The sequence below is a fragment of the Bradyrhizobium sp. SZCCHNS3052 genome (assembly GCF_032484495.1).
GTDB lineage: Bacteria > Pseudomonadota > Alphaproteobacteria > Rhizobiales > Xanthobacteraceae > Bradyrhizobium.
The window spans coordinates 89,873-112,549 of the sequence record NZ_JAUETB010000005.1; the positions used below are offsets into that span (position 1 = coordinate 89,873).

Genomic DNA, 22,677 nt, shown 5'->3' on the forward strand with positions numbered 1-22,677 from the left:
CTAAAGCCGCGGCATCGCGTCCGGCCGCACCTCGCGGGCCTGCGCTGCCAGCCGGATCGAGGCATTGGCCGCACCGAAGCCCTGATAGTTGCGGCGCTGCACGATCTCGAAGAAGAAGCGCTCCTCGAAGATATGGGTGTAGACTTGGAAGAACTCGGCGTCGCCGTCGCGGTCGTACAGGATCTCGTTGGCACGGAGCGCGGCGACCGTGTCGGGCGCAAGATCATACTTGGCTTCGAGATCGTCGTAATAGTTGTCGGGAATGTCGAGGAAGCCGGCGCCGCGGGCGCGCATCTCGGCCACGGCCGCGAAGATGTCGTCGCAGGAGAACGCGATGTGCTGGACGCCGGAGCCGAAGAACTCGGAGATGAAGCGCGACGACAAGGTGCGCGTCGCCGAGGAGCCGTTGAGGATGAAGCGCAGGCTGCGATCGCCGTTGACGATCGCCTGGCTCTGCACGAGGCCTCTGGGATCGGCGATCTCCATCTGCGGCAGGCGGGAGAAGTCGATCAGCCCGGCATAGAACAGCAGCCAGGACAGCATCTCCTCATGCGGCATCGACTGGGCGATGTGATCGACCGCGACGAGACGGTCGGTGCTCTTGTCGCTGGCGACGGCTTCGAAATCGACGTCCCAGTGACGCCCGTGGGTATCCAGGAAGTACAGCAGGCTGCCGCCGACACCATGGATCGCCGGGATCTCCAGCTCGCCCGGCCCGACCGGCTGGGTGAAGGTGCGCGTCTTCAAGGACTGCGCCCGCGCCATGGCACGAGCGGCACTGTCGACGTCCAGCGCCAACGCGCAGACACCAGCCCCATGCGTGACGTAGTGTGAATGCGCAAAACTGGCCGGCTCGCAGTTGATCACCAACTCGATTGCGCCCTGGGACCAGCGCTGCACCGCCTTGCTGCGATGACGCCCCGTCTTGCGGAAGCCAAGCTGTCCGAACAGTCCCGCCAGAGACTCCGCTTTGTCCTCGCTGACCGCGAACTCGACGAAGCCGATGCCGTGGCTCTTGACCCGAGGCTCGAAGCGCGCGGCCGATGACGCCGGCGTCTTTCCAGCGAGGTCGTCCTGCAACAGCAGCAGCGAGCGCATGCCATCGAGCGCGGTGCGCGGCGCCGAGCCGGCGCGGAACTGATCGTTGAAGATCTCCAGCGACAGCGGCCCGGAATAGCCGGTCGCGGCGACCGCCTCCATGAACGCGCCTACCGGCAGATCGCCCTGCCCCGGAAAACTGCGAAAATGCCGGCTCCAGGACAGCACATCCAGTTCGAGCTTCGGCGCATCGGCAAGCTGCACCAGGAAAATCTTGTCGGCCGGAATCGCGCGGATCGCGTTGGTCGGCAGCGCCGGCGCCAGCGCATGAAAGCTGTCGAGGATGACGCCGATCGCCTTGTGATCGGCGCGGCGGACGATCTCCCAGGCATCGCGATAGTCATGGACGTGGCGGCCCCAGGCCAGCGCCTCGTAGCCGACGCGCAAGCCGCGCTTCGCGGCGCGCTCGCCGAGCTCGTGGAAATCGGCGGCGGCCCGGTCGATGCCGCCGAGCGAGGCCGGCGACACGCTGCTGCAGATCAGCAGCAGATCGGTGCCGAGTTCCTGCATCAGGTCGAACTTGCGCTCGGCGCGGATGAAGTTGCGCGCGCGCTGCGGCTCCGGCATGCCCTCGAAATCGCGGAACGGCTGATAGGCGCAGATCGCAAGTCCGAGGTCGCGGCACATCTGCCCGATCTCGCGCGGCCGCATCCCGAACGCGACGAGATCGTTCTCGAAGATCTCGACCGTATCGAAGCCGGCGGCGGCGATCGCCTTGAGCTTCTCGTCGAGCGCGCCTGAGATGGAGACCGTTGCGATCGAGCGCTGGTTCATGCCGCCGTCTCCTCCATCGCGCCGCCCAGGAACAGCTGGCCGATGCGCGGATCGGCCAGCACGCGGTCGGCCTTGTCGATGATGCGGGTGCGGCCGAGCTCGAGCACGATGCCGTAGTCGGAGATCTCCAGCGCCGAGCGCGCATTCTGCTCGATCAGGAGCACCGAGACGCCGCGGTCGCGCAATTGTTTCAGCATGTCGAAGGTCTGCTGCACCATCAAGGGCGACAGGCCGATGGAGGGCTCGTCGATCAGCACGAGCTGCGGCTCGAGCAGAAGCCCGCGCGCGATTTCGAGCTGCTTCTGCTCGCCGCCTGACAGGGTCGAGGCCTGCCGGTCCGCCTTCCTGCGCAGCACGGGAAAGACGTCGAGCGCCGCCTCGACACGGGCGGCCAGATCGAACTCGCGCGGTGCGGCCACGCCGCCGAGCTCGATATTGTGACGGACCGACAGCTCGCCGAAAATGTTGCGGCCCTGCGGGATGTAGCAGATGCCGGCGCCGAGCAGCGCGCGCTGGCTCAAGCCGGTGACGTCGCGGCCCTTGAAGACCACCTTGCCTTCGCGCAGCTTGAGCAGGCCGAAGATCGCCTTGAACACGGTCGACTTGCCGGCGCCGTTCGGACCGATGACGGTGGTGATCGAGCCCGCCGGCACCGAGAAGGTCGTGCCGTTGAGGATCGTCATCTTGCCGTAGCCGCCGACGAGGTTCTGGACGTCGAGAATGGGATCGCTCATCGCCGTCTCCTCAATGTCCGAGATAGGCTTCGATCACGGCCGGGTTGGCCCTGATCTCGTCGGGCTTGCCGATCGCCAGCACCTTGCCCTCCGCCATCACCATGACGCGCGAGCACAGCGACATCACGAACTCCATGTTGTGCTCGATCACCACGAAGGTGGCGCGGCGTTCGCGGTTGATCGCGATCAGCCGCTCCTTGAGGTCGCCCAGCATGGTCGGGTTGACGCCGCCTGCAGGCTCGTCGAGCAGCACCAGCCGCGGGCCGCCCATGAAGGCCATGGCGGCATCGAGCAGCTTCTGCTGACCATAGGACAAGCCACCGGCCGGCTCGTTGGCGAGATGCTCAAGCTTGAAGAAGCCGATCATCTGATCGGCCGCCTCCGTGAGCCCCGCATCCGACGGGCCGAACAGGCGCGACAGCATGCCGCCGCGATGCTCCTGGCCCGCGAGGATCAGATTGTCGCGCACCGACAGTTTCGGGAACACCTGCAGCAGCTGAAATGTGCGGCTGACGCCGAGGCGGTTCAGCTCGGACGGGCGCTGGCCGGTGACGAGCTTGCCGTCGACCCTGACCTCGCCCGCGCTCGGCACCAGCTGGCCGAGGATGCAGTTGAACAAGGTCGACTTGCCGCAGCCGTTGGGGCCGATGAGACCGAGGATTTCGCCCTCGTGCACGTCGAAGCTGACGCCGTTGACGGCGGTGATTCCGCCGAAGCTCTTCTTGACGTCGCGTACGTCGAGAACTGCGGTCATCGCACGGCCTCCAGCTTGGACTGAGCCGCGGCCCGCAACGCGGACGCCGCCTGGGTTCGCCGTGAGCTGAGATAGCGGTCGAGGATGCCGAGAATGCCGCTCGGCGAATAGATCAGCAGCACGATCACGGCGGCCGCATAGAGCATCAGATAATAGCCTTCCGCGAAGCGCAGCCACTCCGGCAGCAGCACCGCGATCATGGCGCCGAGGAACGGTCCCAGCATGAAGCCGGCCCCGCCGACGATGACCATCATCAGGAGGTCGAGCGAGAGCTGCAGGTTAAACGGTACGGGATCGACATATTGCGTCAGCGGCGCATAGAGCACGCCGGAGATGCCGCCGAGCACCGAGCCGATCGCGAACGCCATCAGCGTATAGCGGCGCGTGTCGATGCCGAGCGATTGCGCCCGGATCGGATTTTCGCGCAGCGCCATGAAGGCGCGGCCCCAGGGCGAGCGGATCAGCCACCACATCGCGAGCGTCACGAGGCCGAGGGAGCCGAGACAGAGATAGTAGAACGGCAGCGGCTTGCGGGTCGGGAAGCCGAAGATGTCGGGACGTGGAATGTTGCTGATGCCGTAGATGCCGTTGGTGAGCCAGCTCTCGTTGCGGAACACCAGGAACGCCAGCGTCGAAAACGCGAGCGTGACGAAGGCGAGATAGTGATGCTGAACGCGCAGCGCCGGATAGCCGAGGAGCCAGCCGACGATGAAGCAGATCACGATGACGAGGCCGAGCGCGGCAATCAGCGGCCAGCCATGCGTGGTCAGGATCGCCGCCCCATAGGCGCCAATGCCGACGAAGGCGCCCTGCGCCAGCGACACCTGCCCGGCGTAGCCAAGCGTAAGGTTCAATCCCATCGCGGCGATGGTCATCACGGCCCACTGGCTCAGGATGTACAGGCCGTAGCGGTTGAAGTTCATCGGGATGATGATCAGACCCGCAATGACCACGACGGCCAGCGCGACGAGAAGCAGTCTGCTGTGCTTGCTCATACCGTACGCTCCTCGGCGCGTCCGAGCAGGCCCTGCGGCCGGAACAGGATGACAAGGATCAGCAGCACCATCGGAACGGCGGCGCGATACTGGGTGGAGACGTAGGCCGCGGCGAGGTTGTCGACGACGCCGATCAGGAGACCGCCGGCGATGGCACCGCGCACCTGGTTGAAGCCGCCAACGATCGCGGCGATGAACGCCGCCTGCCCGAGCACCTCGCCGCTGGAGAACTTCGCGAGATAGATCGGCGTGATCAGCAGCGACGCCAGCGCGACCAGCACGGCATTGATCAGGAAGGTCAGGAGGATCATACGCTCGACGGGCACGCCGATGATGCGCGCCACCGTGGGATTCTGCGCGGCCGCCTGCATCTGATGGCCGAGCGAGGTGCGGTTCAACAGCGTGGTCAATCCGACGACCGCGAGGATCGCGACGGCGAGCACGCCGAGGCTCTGCAGCGAAATCGCCCGGCCCAGGACGGTGACGTCACCTACCGGCACGATCGAAGGGAAAGGCGAGGCCTCGGCGCTGAAGAACTGCTTCACCGCCTCCTTGATCCCGACCGCCAGCGCCATGGTGGCGATCGCCAGCGGCAGCACGCCATGCCGCAGCATCGGATCGACCAGCAGCATCTTGAAGGCGAGACCGAGCAGAAGTGCCGACAACAGGATGCCGACGAGAACCGCGAGCCAGAACGGCGCGCCGAGATGCATCACCGCGAGCATCAGGAAGGCCGGCAGCATCACGAACTCGCCCTGGGCGAAGTTGATGGTCTGCGAGGTCTGCCACAGCAAGGTGAAGCCGACGGCAACGAGCGCGTAGATGGCGCCGGTGGCGAGACCCGCCACGATCAGATCGAGCAGATTGGACATCGTTTCCCCCTAAGCCTTTGGGTGACGGCGGCACTGGCATCCCCTCCGGCGCCGCCGGTCGACCGTTGTTCTCAGTTGAGCTTCGGCAGCACCTGCTTGACGACCTGCTTGCCTTCGACCACCTCGACCAGGAAGCCCTGGCGATCGATGTCGCCATTCTGGTCGAAGGTGACGTCCATCAGGATGTTCGGCTCGGCCGATGTCTTGATGGTCAGGCCGTGCAGCGTATCGGCAAACGCCTTGGAGTCGACCTTGCCCATCTTCTCGGTCGTGGCCTTGACCATGTAGATGGCGAGATAGCCCTTCAGGCCGTTATGGTCGGGCACGTAGTTGTACTTCTTCACGAAGCGGTCGCGGAACGCCTTGATGGCCTCGACCGGCGCATCGGTGGTGAGGCCGACATGGCCGCGAGCCCCGTTGGCCGCATCACCGGCGAGCTCGATGACCTTCTGGCCGACCAGCGTGGTCTCGCCGATCAGCGGCGCCGTCACGCCCTGGCGCTTGATCTCCTTGAGGATGCGCGCGCTCTCTTCCTCGTTGACATAGATGAAGACGGCATCCGGCGCGGCCGCCTTGATCTTGCTGACGTCGGCGGCGAAGTCGGCCTGGCCGGCTTCGGTCGACAGGTCGGCCGCGACCTTGATGCCGAGGCGGTTGAACTCCTTGGTGATGACGTCGCGTCCGCCGCGGCCGAAGTCGTTGTTGACCCAGACCACCGCCACCGACTTCGCCTTGATCTCGTCGTTGATGTACTTGGCGACCTTCGGCATCGACGATTGCTGGCCGAACGAGGTGCGGAACAGGAACTTGTTGCCGGCCTGCGTCAGCTCGGCCGCCTCGCCGCCCATGATCTGCGTGATGCCGGCTTCGGCCGCCAGCGGCGCCGTCACCTTCACCGATCCGGAATAGCCGGGCCCGAGCAGCACATAGGGCTCGGCGTCGAGCGCCTTCTGCACCTGGGCACGGGCGACGCCGGGGTTCGACTGCGAGTCGGCGTGGCTCACCTCGATCTTGCGGCCGAGAATGCCGCCCTTGGCGTTGATCTCCTCGACCGCGAGGTCGATGCCGTTCTTCCAGTTGGTGCCGACGGTCGCGCCACCGCCGGACAGCTCGGCGACGTTGGCGATCTTGATGGGGGCACCGGACTGCGCGTAGGCGGCTCCGGACAGCAGCACGGCCGAGCACAGTCCGGCCAGGATGATCGATCTCACGTTGTTTCCTCCTCTGCTCTAAACGCTTGTTTGCGTTTCTTGCTTGAACGACTTGTTCCGCCGCGTATTGGCGGTCGGCTCAGGCGGCGTCAACCGCCGGATATCTCTCCGCCATGTGATTGTCGAAGGCCGCCCCCATCGCCTCGGTCGACGGCGCGAGGCCCGTGAACAGCTCGAACGCGTCGGCCGCCTGGTAGATCGCGAGCTCGCGCCCGAGCAGGACCTGCGCGCCTTTGGCCTTCGCCGCCTTCAGCAGCGGCGTCCAAAGCGGCGAGTAGACGGCATCCGCGACCCAGAGATCGGCGCGCAGCAGATGATCCGGAACCGGTGTGCCGCGGTTCGGCAGCATGCCGATCGGCGTACCGTTGACGACAGCCACCGCTCCCTGAAGCGCGTCTTCGACGCTGTCGACGACAGTCACCGTGGTGCCGGCAGGCAGCAGGCTCGCGAGCTTCGCGGCGCGCGCCCGCTCGGTGTCATAGATCCGCAGCCCAGCGACTTTGAGGTTCGCAAGTGCGAAGGCAATCGCCTTGCCGACTCCGCCGGCCCCGATCAGCGCCACGACGCCGCGATGGCTCTGGCTGACCAGCGGCGCCACCGCGCGCTCGAAGCCGGTGGTATCGGTGTTGTGGCCGATCAGCCGGCCGTCGCGGACGACGACGGTATTCACGGCGCCCATCGCCGCCGCCTTCGGCGCCAGCTCGTCGAGCAGCTCGACCACGGCTTCCTTGTAGGGATAGGTCACGTTGACGCCGGCAAAGCCGAGCCGGCGCACGCCCTCCAGCAGCATCGCCAGTCCGGCACGATCCGCGCCGGCGACCTCGATCAGCTGATAATGGCAGCGCACGCCGAGCGCCGCCGCGGCGTGCTCGTGCATGGCGGGAGAGGCCGAATGCGCGATCGGGGCACCGATCAAGCCGGTCAGGAATTTTCGGGCTTTGAGCGCGGAAAGATCAGGCACGTTCGCTTTTGTCTCTTGCTGCTGTGACGTGCGAGCGCCGCACGCGCGGATTCGTTGCAGACGATAGCGCGTCCGCTCGCTAACACAATTACTCAAATATCGGCTGAACCTAACATCATGTTATTTTTTGCCGCCACCGGATTTCGCCGGTTTGGCCACCTGACGTCGGCCGGGCTCCAGCGCGCGCATCTCCGCGCGCAAGCAGTCGATGAAGTGTTCGGCGTAGAGCGACAGCGGCGTACCGCGCTTGACCGCGATGTAGGTGTCGAACCGCGTCGGCTCGGCGATCTTCAACAGCTCGATGCCGGGATAGCCGCCATGCGCGACCGTGAACTGGTCGATCACAGCGATGCCGAGCCCGGCCTTCACCAGCGCGCAGACGGTGGTGCCGAAGCGCGCCTTGATCGAGATGTTGTAGCTGAGTTTGTTGCGCGCGAAGATCTCCGCCATGATCCGGCCGTAGGGGTCGTTGGGATCGATGCCGATCAGCGGATAGCGCGTCATCTCGGCAGCCGAGACCTGTTTGCGGCCGGCGAGCTCGTGTCCCGGCGGCACGATGCAGAACAATTCGCCGGAGGCCAGCGGCAGGAATTCGAGCCCGGAATGATCGAGCCGGTAGCTCATCGCCACGCACTCGCCCTTTCCCAGCATCAGATAGTCGATCGCCTCCTCGATCTTGAGGATGTTGATGTCGATGCCCAAATCAGGATAGCGGCGGCGGACGCGCTCGATCGCGCGCGGCACCATCACCTGGGAGATGCTGGGCACCGAGCCGACGCGCAGTTCCGACAGCGCGCCACGGCCGATGTTGGAGATGATGTAGCTGAGATCGTCGACCTTCTCGTAGACGCTGTTGATCTGCTCGAAGATGTTCTGCGCCTCGGGCGTCGGGAAGTAGCGGCCGTTCTGGCGCTGGAAGAAGCGGATGCCGAGCGAGCGCTCGGTGTATTTCACCAGACGGCTGACGCCCGGTGCCGACACCTTCAGCAGGCGCGCGGCGCCGTTGATGGTGCCCGTCACCATGACCGCGCGAATGACCTCGACCTGTCGCAAGGTCATCATCGGCGCGGTCTCCGCACGCCGTCAGCCGGCATCATGGACTGCCCGGCGGCGTCAGCACGACCGGCGGACGCGGCACCGGCCGTGGGCGCGGCGGCAGCGCACCCGGCGCGGGCTTGATCTCGACCGGCGGCGGCAAGGGCGCGACCTGCGGCTGGCTCGATGCCATCGGTGCCGCCGGCTGAGGCGCAGGGGCGGGAGCCGAGAGCGGCGGGGTCAGCGGCGGCACGACGGCGCGCGGACCACCGAGCTTGGTGCGCGGCTCGCGCCGCGGATCACGACCGGGCAGCGGCACGTCGGCCGCGCTCGGTGCCGCCGGGCCAGCCTCGGGTGCACCGGGCAGCGACGCCGTCGACGACGGATAGGCCGGCGGCACCTCGCCGCGCGCGATCGCATCCAGCCGCCGCGTCTCGCGATCGATGGCACGCACCGCCAGCCACGACGACAGCGAGGTGACGTCGACCGCGCGCGTCAGCGCCTCGGACGTCCCGACCACGAACAGCTGGATCTCGGGACGGCTATTTGCATTGCCGACCGTGCTCGTGCTCAGGCTGACGCGAATGTCGGCCTGATCGGCCGGAATGTCGAAGCCACCGGAGACGATGGCACGGGCGCCCTGCGCTTCGAGCGTGGTGGCGCCGACACGCAGCCGGCCATCGCGGATGATGAAGGGGATCTGCGCAGCCGTGACCGGCAACGTCCCCGATGCCAGCACCGGCTCGATCACCTGCCGCAACTTGCCGTCGTCGCTCACCTGGCCTGCGTCGGCCGCGCGCAACGCCGCATCGAACGCCCGCGGGTCGAGATTGGGGAGCGCCGCATTGTCAAGCGTCACCGTGCCATTGCCCGAGAGCGCATTGATCATTGCCTGCACGCTGCGTCCTTCGGCGGCGAGCGTCATCTGCGCCGAAACCTTGCCGGCCGGCATCTTCAGGCTGTGATAGCGTAGCGCGTTGCCGTCAATGCCGGCCAACTCGACGCGGCCGTTCAGGACGAGACCATTCGCGTTGGAGCGCGCATCCACGGTCGCGTTGACGTCGCCGCCGCCGAGCTTGCCCTTGAGATTCTCGATGGTCAGCGACTGGCCGTCGCTCTTGATGGCGCCGCCCAGCGGACGCAGATCAGTGCCGTTCAGAATGGCGCCGCTGAGGGCCTGAAACGAGACGCGTCCGCGCCATCCCTTCAAGAGACCGGCGCCCAAAGGCTCGGCCGACTCACGCCCGGCCCCGCCGATCAGCACCGAGAACACTTGCGGCACGTCGAGCGCGTCCAGCCCGAGTTCGCCGTCGATCTGCTTGTCGTCGTCGAGCACCAGCGCGAGCCGGCCACGCAGCCGCGATCCGCCGACCGTGCTGTCGATGTCGTCGAGCGTCACGCGATTGTTAGAAAGACCAAGACGGCCGAACAGGCGGATGTTCTGCGCCGCCGGATCCTGCGGCTTCAATCCGAACAACGGCGACAGGTTGGCGCTGCGCAGGCGCAGATTGACGTTGGCCTTGGCGGTGTCGCCCCAGGGATCGACGGAGCCTTGCGCATCGCCATCGAGACCGGCGCCTGACAGCTTCGCATTCACCCGCAGCGGCGTCCGCCAGCTGCCGGTCACGCTGGCGTCGAACTGGGCCGGACCGTTGCCCGCCGCCGCGACGCGATCGAGTCCGAGCAGCGCCAGCACGGCACTGCCCTGCTCCGACGACACCCGGCTCTCGATTCCAAGCTCGGTTCGATCGATCGCATCGAGCTCGAAGCTGCGCAGCGCCGCCGCCGACGGTTTTGCCGTCAGCGTCGCCGAGCCCTTGAGTTGCGGCGCGTCGAGATCGAGCACCGCCTTGGCCTGGCTGCGATCGGCATTGGCCGGATCCTTGGCGAGATCGAGCGTGAGCTTCAGCCGGGCGGCACCGGCAGGCGTGCCGAGCGCATCGAAGCGGGCGGCGATCTGCGGCGCCAGCGGCTGCACCAGCGCAGTGATCTCCTTGAGCGAGCCGGCCATCGAGGTCACCACCAGCCGCCCGGTTGCATCGGCGCGATCGAACCGGCCGGAGCCCTCGCTCGTCACGCCGCTGCTTTGGCCGAACTTGATCTGGTCGATGGCGATGGTCTTGGGATCGTAGGAAAAGCGCGCGGTGAGCGGACGCAGCTCCTGGCCGCTGAGCTTGGCGCGGCCGACGTCCAGCGCCACGCTGGCCTCCGCCGGCCACTCGCCGGTAACGCCGACCAGCGAACGGGTCACGGCCATCGCCGCGTCGAGATCGAGCCGATCGCCCTTCAGCACCGCCTCGAAACGCGAGCCCGGCCCCGCTGGCCGGTTGACGAGGGCGACGCGTCCATCAACGGAGCCGCCGTCGATGTCGGCCTTGAGGCTGTCGATCGCGACCCGCTCCGGCGCCACGTTGAGGTCGCCACGCAGCCGCAGCGGACGCTGCGTGCGATAGCTGCTGTCGCTGCGGCCCTGCAGCCAGGCCACCAGCGTGTCGGGCTCCGACGATTCGAGATCAAGCGCGCCGGTGAAGCCCGATGTGACCGAGGTCGAGATGCCGATGGTCCGGAAGGTCAGCCGTGTCGAGCCGGGCGCGCGCAGATCGACCTTTTCGAGGCTCCATGCCGAAGGCTCGTTGTGGAGGTCGGCAGTAAAGTTCTGCACCGGGCGGCCGGAAAGCATGATCTGCTCGGTCGCGAACTGCACGTTGGCCGGCATCGGCAGGGTCGGCAGTTGTGCGATCCAATTGCGCAGCGCCGGCAGCACCAGCGCGGGCGCGATCGCCCGTCGATCCTTGATGTCGTCACCGCCGGCCAGGAGCTTGTCGGCATCGAGCTGGCGTGCGGACAGTGAGGCTTTCAGCACGGGGGCGGCGCCGAAACGGACGTCGCCGCTGCCCGCGAATTTGAGCGAGCGATCCTCCTGGCCGAAGCTGACCTCGATCTGGTCGAGCTTGGCCGACGCCTGGTCGCCGACGATCTTGGTGGCGATGCGCCAAGGCGTCGCGCCGGCCTGGTTCAGCGGACCCGCCTTGGCCTGTTGAGCCTGCTTTGCGGATGGCTCCTTCACAGGCTGGGCGGGCTTGTCGTTGTCGGCGCCCTGCTCCTTCGGGGGCGACGACAGCGTCAGCGCGCCCTCGAACTTCGGCGAGCGGTTGGGGAAGCTGATGAGGCCTTCGATGTCGGCCATCACGGGACGCTCGCCCGGGTCGATGTTGAGGTGGACGCGCAGGCCGTTGGAGTCCTTGTCCTGGCTCGACGACACCCGGAACGGGTAGCGGCCGCCGCGGATCGACACCGCGCCATCGCCGCGCAGCGAACCGGCCAGCGAACGCACGTCGCCGGAGAAGACGATGTCGGTCAGTTCCAGCGTCGAGCGGCTGGCCGCGTCGTGCAGCGCGACACGGCCGGTGAGGTTGAGCCGGTCGATGGCGAGCGCGGCCAGATCGAAGCGGCCGGAGGCTGCCGGCAGGTCGACCTGACCCTTGGCATCGAGGCCGAGATCGGCCGCCATGCCGCCGATGGTAAGCTCGTTCGCCCGCCACTGCCCCCGCATGAGGTCGCCGAGGCTGAATTCGACGTCGAGCTTGTCGGCGCGCAGCTTGCCGAGGTGGTTGGCGCCGCCGAAGGTGACCTGGCGCAGCCGCAGCGTCGGCGTCGGCAAAAGCCGTGCGTCCAGCGCACCGGCGACCCGCACGGGCACGCCAATGATCTTGCCCGCCTCGGCCTCGAACTGCGGCCGGAACTGGTTCCAGTCGACGAAGTACGGGCCGATCAGCGCAGCAAGGAGCGCAAGGATGAAGGCAATCGCCAAGCCGAGCAGGGTCGTCTGCACGGGGTCTCCCTCAAAGGACAACGCTCCGGCGTCCCAACCTTAAAACCAATGCGGCCGCGGCCCACTGGCATCGATACCGGAGCGCTGCATCATATAGGATTAAGTATGGCGAAGTCACAGCGCTGTCGGTCTTTCCGGGGCGTTGGACAACTCCGTTGACGAAGATGGTTACCAGTGGGCGGGCAGCCGCTTGAGGCCGCGCAGCACGAAGGTCGGCCGCCAGTCCGGGTTGTCCGGATCGTCCAGCTTCAGCTCCGGCAGCCGCCGCAGCAGGGTTCCGATGGCAATCTCGGCCTCGATCCTGGCAAGCTGCGCGCCCAGGCAATGATGGATGCCGCCGCCGAACGACAGCGGCTTCACGTTTGGCCTGGTGATATCGAGCTGCTCCGGATTGTCCGGGTACACGGCGGGATCGCGGTTGGCCGAGCCGAGCAGACACAGCACGCTCTCGCCCGCAGGAATCCGCCGGCCGCCGAGATCCTCGATATCCTCGAGCGCGACCCGCCCGGTGAGCTGCACCGAGGAATCGTAGCGCAGGAATTCCTCGATCGCGTTCGTGATCAGCTCCGGCCGCGCCTTCAAGAGCGCCAGCTGCTCCGGGTTGCGGTGCAGCGCCAGCAGGCCGTTGCCGATCAGGTTGACCGTGGTCTCGTGTCCCGCGCCGAACAGCAGGATGATGTTGGCGGTGAGTTCCTCATGGCTGAGCTTGGCACCGTCCTCCTCGGCCTGCAGCAGCTGCGTCGTCAGGTCGTCGCCCGGATGTTTCCGGCGCAGCTCGAACAGGTGCTGGAAATACGCCTTGGACACGGCATTGCCGGCATTGCCCTCGGCAATCTCGGCCTTGGACAGCGGCACCGGCTCGAGCAGGCGGCCGCCCTCGCGCGAGCTCTTGTAGAACGCCTCGCGATGCTCCTCGGGAATCCCAAGCATGTCGCAGATGACGGTGACCGGCAGCTTGAACGCGAAGTCCTCGATCAGATCCATCCGGCCCTGCGGAATCACCGCGTCGAGCGTGCGGTCGACGATCTCCTGGATGCGCGGCCGCATGTCCTCGACCCGCCGCGCCGTGAACGCCTTCACGACGAGGCCGCGCAGCCGGGTGTGGTCCGGCGGGTCCTGCTGCAGCATCCAATGCCGCATGCTCTGGAACACCGGCTCCTTCATGATGTCGGGGCCGTAGCGCCGGATCGAACGCGCGACGAAGTCCTTGCCGAAGCGCTTGTCGCGCAGCACCAGGCTCGATTCCGCGTGCCGGCTGGCGAGGAACGCGCCGAACGGCGTCACATGCATCGGATCGTTGTCGCGCAGTTGCGCATAGAAGGGATAGGGGTCGCGGATGAACTCCGGCGACAGCGGATTGAACAGCGGCGCGGCCTTGGCGGCCTGGACATGCTCGTTCATGGGGTTCCTCTCCCTGGATTGGCCGATTAGCTCACGGCCGCGGCGCGATGGCAAGTCGGCCCCGATCACACATCATGCCGCCGCCCCCGCCGTCTTTAACCTGTGCAACTGGCCGGCGACGAGGCGGACCCGGCGGGGGGCCGCGATCCAGATCGCCGCCGCCGAGACGAAGGCGCCGAGGAAGGCGATCACGAAGCCCGGCGTGTAGCTCAGGGTGTAGTCATACAGCACGCCGGTCACCCACGGCCCCGCTGCGCCGCCGCACAGCCCGATCAACATCAGCGTTCCGAAGATGCTGCCGAAATGCGCCCCCTGGAATATTTCCAGCGCGACCGCGCCCATCACCGAGGTCAGGCCGTAGCCCAGCGCGCCCTGCGTCGCCACCATGACGTAGATCAGCACCAGCGACGGCGCGGCCTTGAGCGCGATCAGCGCGGCGAAGCAGATCGCGAAGCCGAGACAGCCCAATCCCCACACCGCCTCGCGCCCCAGGCGGTCCGACAGATGGCCGAGCGCGATCTGGCCGGGAATCCCGAGCAGGCTGACGGCCCCGAGCGCCCACACCGCGACGCTCGAGCTGAAGCCGATCTCGAGCAGGTATTTCGTCTGGTGCACCTGCACCGCGTACCAGACATAGAGCCCGAAGAAATAGCCCAGCGCGAGCCACCAGAACCGGCCCGTGCGCAGCGCGCGCGACAACGTCCAGTCGGTGCCGGCCCAGGCGGCGTCGACGACGTTGGACACCGGCTTGGCCGCGTGGGCGAGCGGCGCGGCGTCGCCGTCGGGGCGCAGGCCGATCTCCTCCGGCTTCTTGCGCAGCAAGAGATTGATCGGCGCCAGCACGACCAGCACGACGATGCCCATCGCGGTGCAGGCCGTGCGCCAGTTGGTCTGCGCGATCATGTGCTGCACCCACGGCAACAGCGTCATCGAGCCGACGCCGACGCCGGCGAAGGCGATGCCGATCGCCAGCCCGCGGCGGCGAATGAACCAGTTCGGCAGGAACAGGGACTGGCCGGAATAGCCAAGACAGACGCTGCCGGCGCCGACCATCACGCCAATGGTGAGGTAGAGATGCCAGGGCTGCGAGGTCAGCGGCGCCAGCAACAGTCCGCAAGCCATCAGCGCGACGCCGAGCTCCATTACGGCCCGCGGGCCGGTGCGATCCATCAGCCGTCCGATCAGCGGACTGACGATTCCGGAGGCAACGAAGCCGAACGAGAACGCGCCGGCGGTGACGCCGCGGTCCCAGCCGAATTCGGCGAGAACAGGCGGATAGAACAGCGAGAACGCGGTGCGCGCATTGACCCCGATCGCCATCGTCACGAAGGTCACGGCGACGATGACCCAGCCATAATAGAACGGCAGGCGCATGGTTGTTTCACTCCCTGGTGCATCCTTCGCATCATCTGCATGCGGAGGGGTCAAGGATTTTCTACGCCGCGCCATCCCGTGTCAGTTACCTCCGAGGTCATGTGTGCGGCGCACAGATTGGAGGCAGCTCCTCTCCTTCGTCATTGCGAGCGCAGCGAAGCAATCCAGACTCGTGCCGCGGAGAGATTCTGGATTGCTTCGCTGCGCTCGCAATGACGATTGTGGCGACAGCTTGAATCCATCGATCGAACAGACGCGCGTCTGCAATTCCGCGGCATGACATGCCCGGGCTGTGCAACGTCCGTTCACCCTCATCAATCAGGAGGGCGCAGGGAAGGCCGGGCGCTGGCCGCGCCCGTGGCCCGCCTGCTCAAAAAAATGCAGGCGGCAGGTACCACAGGTTCAGCCGAGATCGCCCGGCCCTCCCTGCGCGATGGTCTTCACGCTTATATGCAGGCTTCCTGGCGCTCGGCTTGTTGGCCGCCATGCGCGACAACGCGTTTCACGCGTTGCGCGGTGATACCAGCGTCGAGGTATCAGAACCCTGCAACTTCACGTCCGCAAGAGCTTCGTTCGTCCGCACATCGAAAGGACATGCTGCGAGTTCTCGCGGCCACCGCTCCCCGCCTCGCGTGTCGTGACGATCGCGCGCAACGCCCCTCCGCAAGTGAGGCGGGATGCGCGGAAGGATCGCGGTGATTTGCCCGACGACGCAAGCGAAATCGTCTGCGACAAAGTAACCCGTCGGGCAAAATGGGCCCGACGGGCAGATGCAGATCGAACTAACAAGTCAACGGCTCACGCCGCAGCCTTCGCCTCGTCTGCGCCGTGGAACGCATACACGTCCATGCGCAGCACGCCGTAATTGGCGCTGTTGTGCAGGCGCTCCACGCGGGCGCCCTCGCCGGCGGCGCCGAGCGCGGCGAACAGCGGCAGGAAGTGCTCGTCGGTCGGATGGTTGTCGCGCGCATGCGGGGCGAGACGGCGGTAGTCGACGAGATCGTCGACGCGGCCCTCGATCGCGGCCTGGTGCACCCAGTCGGCGAAGTCGACCACCCAGGAGGGCGCGGGATCGTCGATGTCGAGCCGGCGCTTGCGGAACTCGCCGAGATTGTGGGTGAAGCTGCCGCTGCCGATGATCAGCACGCCCTCCTCGCGCAGCGGCGCCAGCGCACGGCCGAGCGCGAGATGATGCGCAGGGCCCTGCTCGGTCTGGACCGAGAGCTGCAGCACCGGAATGTCGGCCTGCGGGTACATCAGGAGCAGCGGCACCCAGGCGCCGTGATCGAGGCCGCGCTCGCGGTCGATGCCGACCGGCAGGCCGGCCGCCTGCAACCGCGCCGCGACGGCCTGCGCGAGATCGGGCGCCCCCGGCGCGGGATAGCGCAACTGATAGAGCTCGCGGGGAAAGCCGTAGAAGTCGTAGATGGTCTCGTTGGTGGCCACCGCATTGACGGCGGGGATGTCGGTCTCCCAATGCGCCGAGATCACCAGGATCGCCTTCGGCCGCGGCAGGCTGCCGCCGAGGCCGACGAGGAAGTCACGGGCGGCCGAATCCGTGAGCGGCAGCATCGGCGAGCCGTGCGACAGGAAGATGCTGGGCAGGGTCATGTCATCTCTCCTCGGGCGATATAGGGATGTCCACCTGTCAACCCAACCCACAGCCGTCGTCCCTGCGAAAGCAGGGACCCATACCGCGGGATCGACGTTTGAGGCAGGCTGCGCGTCGACCAGCGTGCTCGACCCAAGTCCGCTTGTGGTTATGGGTCCCCGCGTTCGCGGGGACGACACTGAGATTGTCGCGGCAGTCAACCAACCATGACGATCAATGCGCGCTGCGCAACTGCCCGCCGGCAAGGCCGCTGCGAAGGCTGCCCAGCGCATAGGCGCCGTCGCCGAGCAGGGCCTGGATCACCAGGGTGACGGCCCAGAACGCCGGATACTCCCAGCCGCCCTTCGGATTGTTGAAGAAGAACCCGGCAGAGCCATGCACGGTGAAGATGGCGCCGAGCAGGATCGGCACGGCGGCGAGCGCGACCCAGCGGGTGGCGATGCCGAGGATCAGGGCAATGCCGGCCAGGATCTCGGCGGCGATCACGAGATAGGCCAGCTCGGGCGGCAGGCCGATGCTGCCGAAGAACTTTGCGGTGCCGGCCGGGCTGAAGACGAACAGCTTGAGGCTGGCATGGGCCAGGAACAGCCCGCCAAGAGTGAGGCGGAGCAGGAGCGCGGCATAAGGCGCAGTACGGGAATCGATCATCGGGACCTCCGTGGGGACTTCCCGCCATATGGATCATTTCCCCTCAGACGATAATCCGCTACAATGGAAAATCAGTTCACACTCCAAGAGTGAGATGATCCAGTGTTGGACCGGCTGACCGGACTGGAGGTGCTCTCGAAGGTGGCCGGCTGCGGAAGCCTGTCGGGCGCGGCCCGCCTGCTCGGCATGTCGCCGACCATGGTGACAAAACACCTCGCGGCGCTGGAGACGCGACTCGGCACCAAGCTGTTTCACCGCACCACGCGCCGGCTGACCATCACCGAGGCCGGACGCCGCTATCTCGACCTTGCCGAGCGCGTGCTCGGCGACTTCGAGGCGGCCGAGAGCGCGATCGCGGCCGACCGCGTCGAGCCGCGCGGGCTGTTGCGCCTCAATGTCCCGCTCGCCTTCGGCACGCGCCAGATCGCGCCGCTGCTCGCCGGCTTCGCCGCGCTCTATCCCGGCGTCAGCGTCGAGCTCGGCCTCAACGACCGGCTGGTCGACCTGATCGAGGAAGGCTGGGATCTCGCGATCCGCATCGGCACGCTCAAGGACTCCAGCCTGGTGGCGCGGCGGCTGGCGCCGTGCCGGATGATGGTGTGCGCCGCGCCGTCCTATCTCGCCGTGCATGGGACACCGCGCACCACGGCCGATCTCGCCGGTCACAACTGCCTCGGCTATACGCTGGCGGCGGCCGGCCCGTCGCGCTGGCGCATGGGCGGCAAAGCCGCGGTCGATGTCACCGTGAGCGGCAATCTGCGCGCCAACAATGGCGATGCGCTGCTCGCGGCGGCGTTGGCCGGACAGGGCGTGATCTACCAGCCGACCTTCATCGTCGGCGACGACATCCGCGCGGGCCGGCTGGTGCCGCTGACGCTCGACGCGCCGCCGTCGGACCTGCTGGCGGTGCACGCCGTCTATCTGCCGGACCGCACGCCATCGGCCAAGGTGCGCGCCTTCATAGACCACCTCGCCGCGGCGTTCGCGCCGGAGCCGCCCTGGGATCGCGATCTTGCGTGAGCGGACGAACACATCGACCGTGATGCGCTTGGAGACATCGACATGATCGAGCAACCACGCCACGACGGCAACCATCATTGGCCGATGCTCCGCTCGCTGCGAGGCTGGCGGATCAGCGCCCTGCCCGCCGATCTCGCCGCCGGATTGACGCTGGCGGCGATCGCGATCCCCGAGCAGATGGCGACCGCCAAGCTCGGCGGCTTCACGCCCGAGACCGGCTTCTTCGCCTTCATGGCGGGATCGCTGGGGTTCGCGCTGTTCGGCGCCAACCGCTTCCTGTCCTGCGGCGCCGATTCCACGATCACGCCGATCTTCGCCGGCGGCCTGGCGCTGCTCGCGGCCAGCGGCACGCTTGAATACGGCAGCCTCGCTGCGGCGCTGGCGCTGCTGGTCGGAGTCATGCTGGTGCTGGCCGGCGGCTTCAGGCTCGGCGGCATCGCCAACCTGCTGTCGGTGCCGGTCACCGTGGGCTTCCTGGCCGGCATCGCCGTTCACATCATCGTCTCGCAATTGCCGGGCGTGCTCGGCCTGCCGTCACCGAGCGGGCCAACGCTGGCGCGGATCGCCACCCTCGCTGGCGAACTCGGCAAGGCCAACGGGTACACGATGCTCATCGGCTTCGGCGTGCTCGCGACCATCACGGTCTGCGAGCGGATCAGCGCCCGCATTCCCGGCGCGCTGATCGCGCTTACGGCCTCGACCTTGTTCGTGCTCTCGGCCGGGCTGCGGGGACGCGGCGTGCCCGTCATCGGCGAGATCGCCGGCACGGTGCCGATGCCGTCCGTGCCGCTGATCGGGCCGGAACAATGGGCGAAGCTGGTTCCGCTCGCCTTCCTGATCGCGGTCGTGGTGATGGTGCAGACGTCGGCGACGACGCGCTCGTTCCCTTCCGATCCCGACCGCGCGGCCGACGTCGACCGCGACTTCCTCGGCGCCGGTGCCGGCAGCCTGCTGGCCGGATTGTTCGGCGCGTTTCCGGTCAATGCGAGTCCACCGCGCACCGGCATCGTGGTCGAGACCGGCGGCCGGTCGCAGGTCGCGGGCCTGCTCGCCGCTGGGATCGTGCTGCTGCTCGTGCTGTTCGGAGCCCGGCTGCTTGCAAACGTCCCGGAGGCGGGGCTCGGCGGCGTGCTGCTGTTCGTCGCGCTGCGCATCATCCGCGTCGCGCAGATCACGAGCGTCTATCGTGCGTCGAAGGGCGAGTTCCTGCTCATCCTGGCCACCGCGGTGGCCATCGTCGCACTGCCGATCGAGCAGGGCGTCGCGCTCGGCATCGCGCTGTCGCTGCTGCACGGCATCTGGAGCACGACGCGCGCCCACCTCATCGCCTTCCAGCGCGTGCCGGACACGACGATCTGGTGGCCGGCGCATCCGCAGATCAAGGGCGAGGAACTGTCCGACATCGCCGTGGTCGGCTTCCAGGCCCCGCTCAGCTTCCTCAATGCGGCGACGTTCCGCGCCGACATGCAGCGCCTGCTGCGCAGCCGCAAGCCGCGGCTGGTGGTGTTCGAGGCCAGCGCCATCGTCGAGATCGATTTCACCGCCGCGCAGACCCTGCGCGACGTGATCCATATCTGCAACGAGGCCGGTATCGTGTTCGCGGTGGCGCGGCTGGAGTCGCTGCGGGCCCAGGCGGCCTTCGAACGGTTCGGCCTGTACGATGTGCTGCCCCGGGAGCGCGTGTTCCACAGCGTCGATCACGCGCTGCAGAAGCTGCGCAGCAGTGCCTCGGATGTGCACGCTTGAGGGAATGGCGGCACGAGCGCCGCCGTGGTCGACGACGACCCCGGCGGCAGGCGGACGCTTGCGCTCTGCGCAGTGACCTCGTGATACGAACCGTTACACGTTGCGGCGACGGTCGACATATGCCCGCTAAATTCATCGGCGAGACAACCGCCTCACGAGGCCCGGCGCGTCGGCCGCGGCGAGAGAGGAATCATCGATCATGCACAAGCTGCTTCCGCTGCTGTTGATAGTCATCTCCAGCACCGCCGCCCAGGCTCAGGACAGGAGCGCCATGCGCCAGGCCTGCGGCGACGATGTGCGTACGCTCTGTACTGGAATCATCCCGGGCGGCGGCCGCATCAAGCAATGCATGATCGAGAAGTTCGACAAGCTCTCCGACGGCTGCAGGACGGCGTTGAAGGACGCAAAGGCGCAGCAAGGCGGAAAATGATGCCGCCTGCGACGAAAGCCAGCGGAACGCGTCGCTGATCGTTCATGTTCCTTGCAGCGAATGTCTGCTAGAAGACCGCACGATGGCGTCGACACTGCAGCGATGCGCCACATGATCGGCAGAGCTGCATCGGGCGACCGGCGTCGTCGAGAGCTCTATGGTACTGGGAAGAGGTTTCGAGACCTCGAAAATATTGCGAAACCAAAATTTGCCCGACGACGTCTAAGGACTGCACTGCTTCGAAACCAACGAGAGGACCGCACTGCAATGCGCAATCTGTTCACCTCCGCCCTGCTCGCCGCGACCGTCATGTTGGGCGCGTCGGCCGCGCAGGCCTTCACGCTGCCAGCCCAGCCGGCTGCTCCGGACAGCAATGTCGAGCGCGTCGCCGGCGGCTGTGGTCCCGGTTGGTTCCCCGACCGCTGGGGCCGCTGCCGGCCCGCCCCGCGCGTCTATCGCCCCTACGGCTACGGCGTCTACGGCCCGCGCACCTGCTGGGTGCGGCCGACGCCGTGGGGACCGCGCCGCGTCTGCCGTTGATCTGCACGGAAACAAAGCGCCGCCGCGTGTCGAACGCGGCGGCGTTTTCTATTTGGTGAATCGTGATGCATTCCGACATCTCCCGCGAGCTGGGAGATGTGAGTAGCGGCCCTATGTGAGCAGCGGGCCTGCACGCCGAACCCAAATCCGAAACCCAGCTCGGCTTGGATTGCCGATCAGCGCGCCGGGATGATCTTGCCGGGATTGAAGATGTTCTGCGGATCGAGCGCCTGCTTCACCGCGCGCATCGCATCGAGCGCTTCCGGGCCGAGCTCGGACTCGAGATATTTCTGCTTGCCCTGGCCGATGCCGTGCTCGCCGGTGCAGGTGCCGCCCATGGCCTGCGCGCGCTCGACGAGGCGATGCATGAACTCGTCGCCGCGCGCCATCTCGTCGGCGTCGTCGACGTCGCACATCAAGGAGCAGTGGAAATTGCCGTCGCCGACATGGCCGACGATCGGCGAGGTCAGCCTGAGACGCGCGAGGTCCTCCTCGGTCTCGGTGACGCAGTCCGCGAGCCTGGAGATCGGCACGCAGACATCGGTCGCGACCACGCCAACACCGGGCCGGATCGCCTTCACGGACCAATAGGCATCGTGACGCGCCTGCCACAGCTTGGTGCGGTCCTCCGGCTTGGTGGTCCAGGCGAAGTCGCCGCCGCCGCACTCCCTGGCGATCTCGGAAAAGTTCTTCGACTGCTCGGCGACCTCGGCCTCGCTGCCGTGAAACTCCAAGAGCAGCAGCGGCGTCTCCGGCAGCGTCAGCTTGGAATAGGCGTTGCAGGCCCTGACCTGCGCCGCATTGAGCAGCTCGATGCGCGCCACCGGAATGCCGGTCTGGATCGCAAGGATCGTCGCCTGGCAGGCGCCGCGCACGGTCTCGAACGAGCACGACGCCGCGGCGATGGTCTCGGGAATGCCGCGCAGCCGGATCGTCATCTCGCAGATGATGCCGAGCGTGCCCTCGGCGCCGATGAACAGGTGCGTCAAATCGTAGCCGGCCGCGGACTTCTTGGCGCGGGTGCCGGTCTTGATGATCTCGCCGTCGCCGCGCACGACCTTCAGCGCCAGCACGTTCTCGCGGATGGTGCCGTAGCGCACCGCATTGGTGCCGGAGGCCCGCGTCGACGCCATGCCGCCGAGGGACGCGTCGGCGCCGGGATCGATCGGAAAGAACAGGCCCTGGTCGCGCAGATATTCGTTCAAGGTCTTGCGGGTGATGCCGGGCTGGATCACGCAGTCGAGGTCCTCGGCATGCACCTCCAGCACCTTGTTCATGTCGCGCATGTCGATGCAGATGCCGCCGGCCGGCGCATTGACCTGGCCCTCCAGCGAGGTGCCGGTGCCGAACGGAATGATCGGCACGCCCTTTGGTGCACAGATGCGGACGACGTCCTGGATGTCGGCGGTCTCCTGCGCCAGCACCACGCCATCCGGCGGCTGCGTCGGCAGCCAGGTCGTGGTATGGCCATGTTGCTCGCGCACGGCCTGCGAGGTGATGAGCCGGTTGCCGAAGCGAGCCGCGAGTGCGTCGAGCGCGCTCTTGAGCGCCTCCGGCGCGGGCCGCTTCAAATCGTGATGGGGGATCGTCGTCGCCACTATGTCCTCCGAAAGTTGGGCGGACCGTGGCAAAGGACGCAA

General features: G+C 67.0%; 18 protein-coding genes. 4 read left to right on the top strand and 14 right to left on the bottom strand.

All coding sequences use genetic code 11. The annotated features are described in order from the left end of the window. The 13 genes from QX073_RS18410 to QX073_RS18470 form a co-directional block, all read right to left on the bottom strand. Window positions 1-1,872, bottom strand: a complete 1,872-nt coding sequence (locus QX073_RS18410; protein ID WP_316226140.1) for a bifunctional sugar phosphate isomerase/epimerase/4-hydroxyphenylpyruvate dioxygenase family protein — start codon at window positions 1,870-1,872, stop codon at window positions 1-3. After that, window positions 1,869-2,606, bottom strand: a complete 738-nt coding sequence (locus QX073_RS18415; RefSeq protein ID WP_315713377.1) for an ABC transporter ATP-binding protein — start codon at window positions 2,604-2,606, stop codon at window positions 1,869-1,871. Before QX073_RS18415 ends, QX073_RS18410 begins: the two co-directional genes overlap by 4 nt. A 10-nt stretch (window positions 2,607-2,616) precedes the next feature. Beyond that, entirely contained in the window at window positions 2,617-3,360 is a 744-nt protein-coding gene (locus tag QX073_RS18420; RefSeq protein ID WP_316169793.1) for an ABC transporter ATP-binding protein, read from the bottom strand. Beyond that, window positions 3,357-4,355, bottom strand: coding sequence for a branched-chain amino acid ABC transporter permease (locus tag QX073_RS18425; RefSeq protein WP_316169794.1), 999 nt, complete (start codon window positions 4,353-4,355; stop codon window positions 3,357-3,359). Before QX073_RS18425 ends, QX073_RS18420 begins: the two co-directional genes overlap by 4 nt. Continuing rightward, on the bottom strand, window positions 4,352-5,227 hold the full coding sequence (locus QX073_RS18430; protein ID WP_315755128.1) for a branched-chain amino acid ABC transporter permease: 876 nt from the start codon (window positions 5,225-5,227) through the stop codon (window positions 4,352-4,354). Before QX073_RS18430 ends, QX073_RS18425 begins: the two co-directional genes overlap by 4 nt. A gap of 71 nt (window positions 5,228-5,298) precedes the next feature. After that, a complete protein-coding gene (locus QX073_RS18435) occupies window positions 5,299-6,438 on the bottom strand; it encodes an ABC transporter substrate-binding protein (protein ID WP_315713381.1) in 1,140 nt (379 codons plus the stop codon). A gap of 79 nt (window positions 6,439-6,517) precedes the next feature. Then, window positions 6,518-7,399, bottom strand: coding sequence for a shikimate dehydrogenase (locus tag QX073_RS18440; protein ID WP_316192841.1), 882 nt, complete (start codon window positions 7,397-7,399; stop codon window positions 6,518-6,520). Window positions 7,400-7,519: 120 nt separating this feature from the next. Continuing rightward, window positions 7,520-8,461: a LysR family transcriptional regulator gene (locus QX073_RS18445; RefSeq protein WP_316226141.1), complete on the bottom strand. Its 942-nt coding sequence runs from the start codon at window positions 8,459-8,461 to the stop codon at window positions 7,520-7,522. A gap of 31 nt (window positions 8,462-8,492) precedes the next feature. Further along, complete coding sequence (locus tag QX073_RS18450) at window positions 8,493-12,266, bottom strand: AsmA-like C-terminal region-containing protein (RefSeq protein WP_315752463.1); 3,774 nt, start codon at window positions 12,264-12,266, stop codon at window positions 8,493-8,495. A gap of 168 nt (window positions 12,267-12,434) precedes the next feature. Continuing rightward, window positions 12,435-13,667, bottom strand: a complete 1,233-nt coding sequence (locus QX073_RS18455; protein ID WP_316226142.1) for a cytochrome P450 — start codon at window positions 13,665-13,667, stop codon at window positions 12,435-12,437. 72 nt (window positions 13,668-13,739) lie between these two features. Next, on the bottom strand, window positions 13,740-15,041 hold the full coding sequence (locus QX073_RS18460; RefSeq protein WP_316174240.1) for an MFS transporter: 1,302 nt from the start codon (window positions 15,039-15,041) through the stop codon (window positions 13,740-13,742). Window positions 15,042-15,839: 798 nt separating this feature from the next. Continuing rightward, window positions 15,840-16,652 (bottom strand): class III extradiol ring-cleavage dioxygenase, encoded by an 813-nt coding sequence (locus tag QX073_RS18465; protein ID WP_315713387.1) that lies wholly within the window; start codon window positions 16,650-16,652, stop codon window positions 15,840-15,842. Window positions 16,653-16,866: 214 nt separating this feature from the next. Further along, a complete protein-coding gene (locus QX073_RS18470; RefSeq protein WP_315713388.1) occupies window positions 16,867-17,301 on the bottom strand; it encodes a DoxX family protein in 435 nt (144 codons plus the stop codon). Between the two features lie 102 nt (window positions 17,302-17,403). Here QX073_RS18470 and QX073_RS18475 point away from each other — a divergent pair, with 102 nt between their 5' ends. From QX073_RS18475 to QX073_RS18490, 4 genes are all read left to right on the top strand, one after another. Then, the gene (locus QX073_RS18475; RefSeq protein ID WP_315713389.1) at window positions 17,404-18,321 is read left to right on the top strand and encodes a LysR family transcriptional regulator; all 918 of its coding nucleotides are present in this window, start codon (window positions 17,404-17,406) and stop codon (window positions 18,319-18,321) included. A 42-nt stretch (window positions 18,322-18,363) separates the two neighbouring features. Further along, window positions 18,364-20,067 (top strand): SulP family inorganic anion transporter, encoded by a 1,704-nt coding sequence (locus QX073_RS18480; protein ID WP_316226143.1) that lies wholly within the window; start codon window positions 18,364-18,366, stop codon window positions 20,065-20,067. A gap of 199 nt (window positions 20,068-20,266) precedes the next feature. Next, window positions 20,267-20,497 (top strand): hypothetical protein, encoded by a 231-nt coding sequence (locus QX073_RS18485; protein ID WP_315769129.1) that lies wholly within the window; start codon window positions 20,267-20,269, stop codon window positions 20,495-20,497. A gap of 267 nt (window positions 20,498-20,764) precedes the next feature. Beyond that, the gene (locus tag QX073_RS18490) at window positions 20,765-21,037 is read left to right on the top strand and encodes a GCG_CRPN prefix-to-repeats domain-containing protein (protein WP_315713392.1); all 273 of its coding nucleotides are present in this window, start codon (window positions 20,765-20,767) and stop codon (window positions 21,035-21,037) included. 176 nt (window positions 21,038-21,213) lie between these two features. Here QX073_RS18490 and QX073_RS18495 read toward each other — a convergent pair whose 3' ends face one another. Then, window positions 21,214-22,635, bottom strand: coding sequence for an FAD-binding oxidoreductase (locus QX073_RS18495; protein ID WP_316226144.1), 1,422 nt, complete (start codon window positions 22,633-22,635; stop codon window positions 21,214-21,216). Window positions 22,636-22,677: the final 42 nt, after the last annotated feature.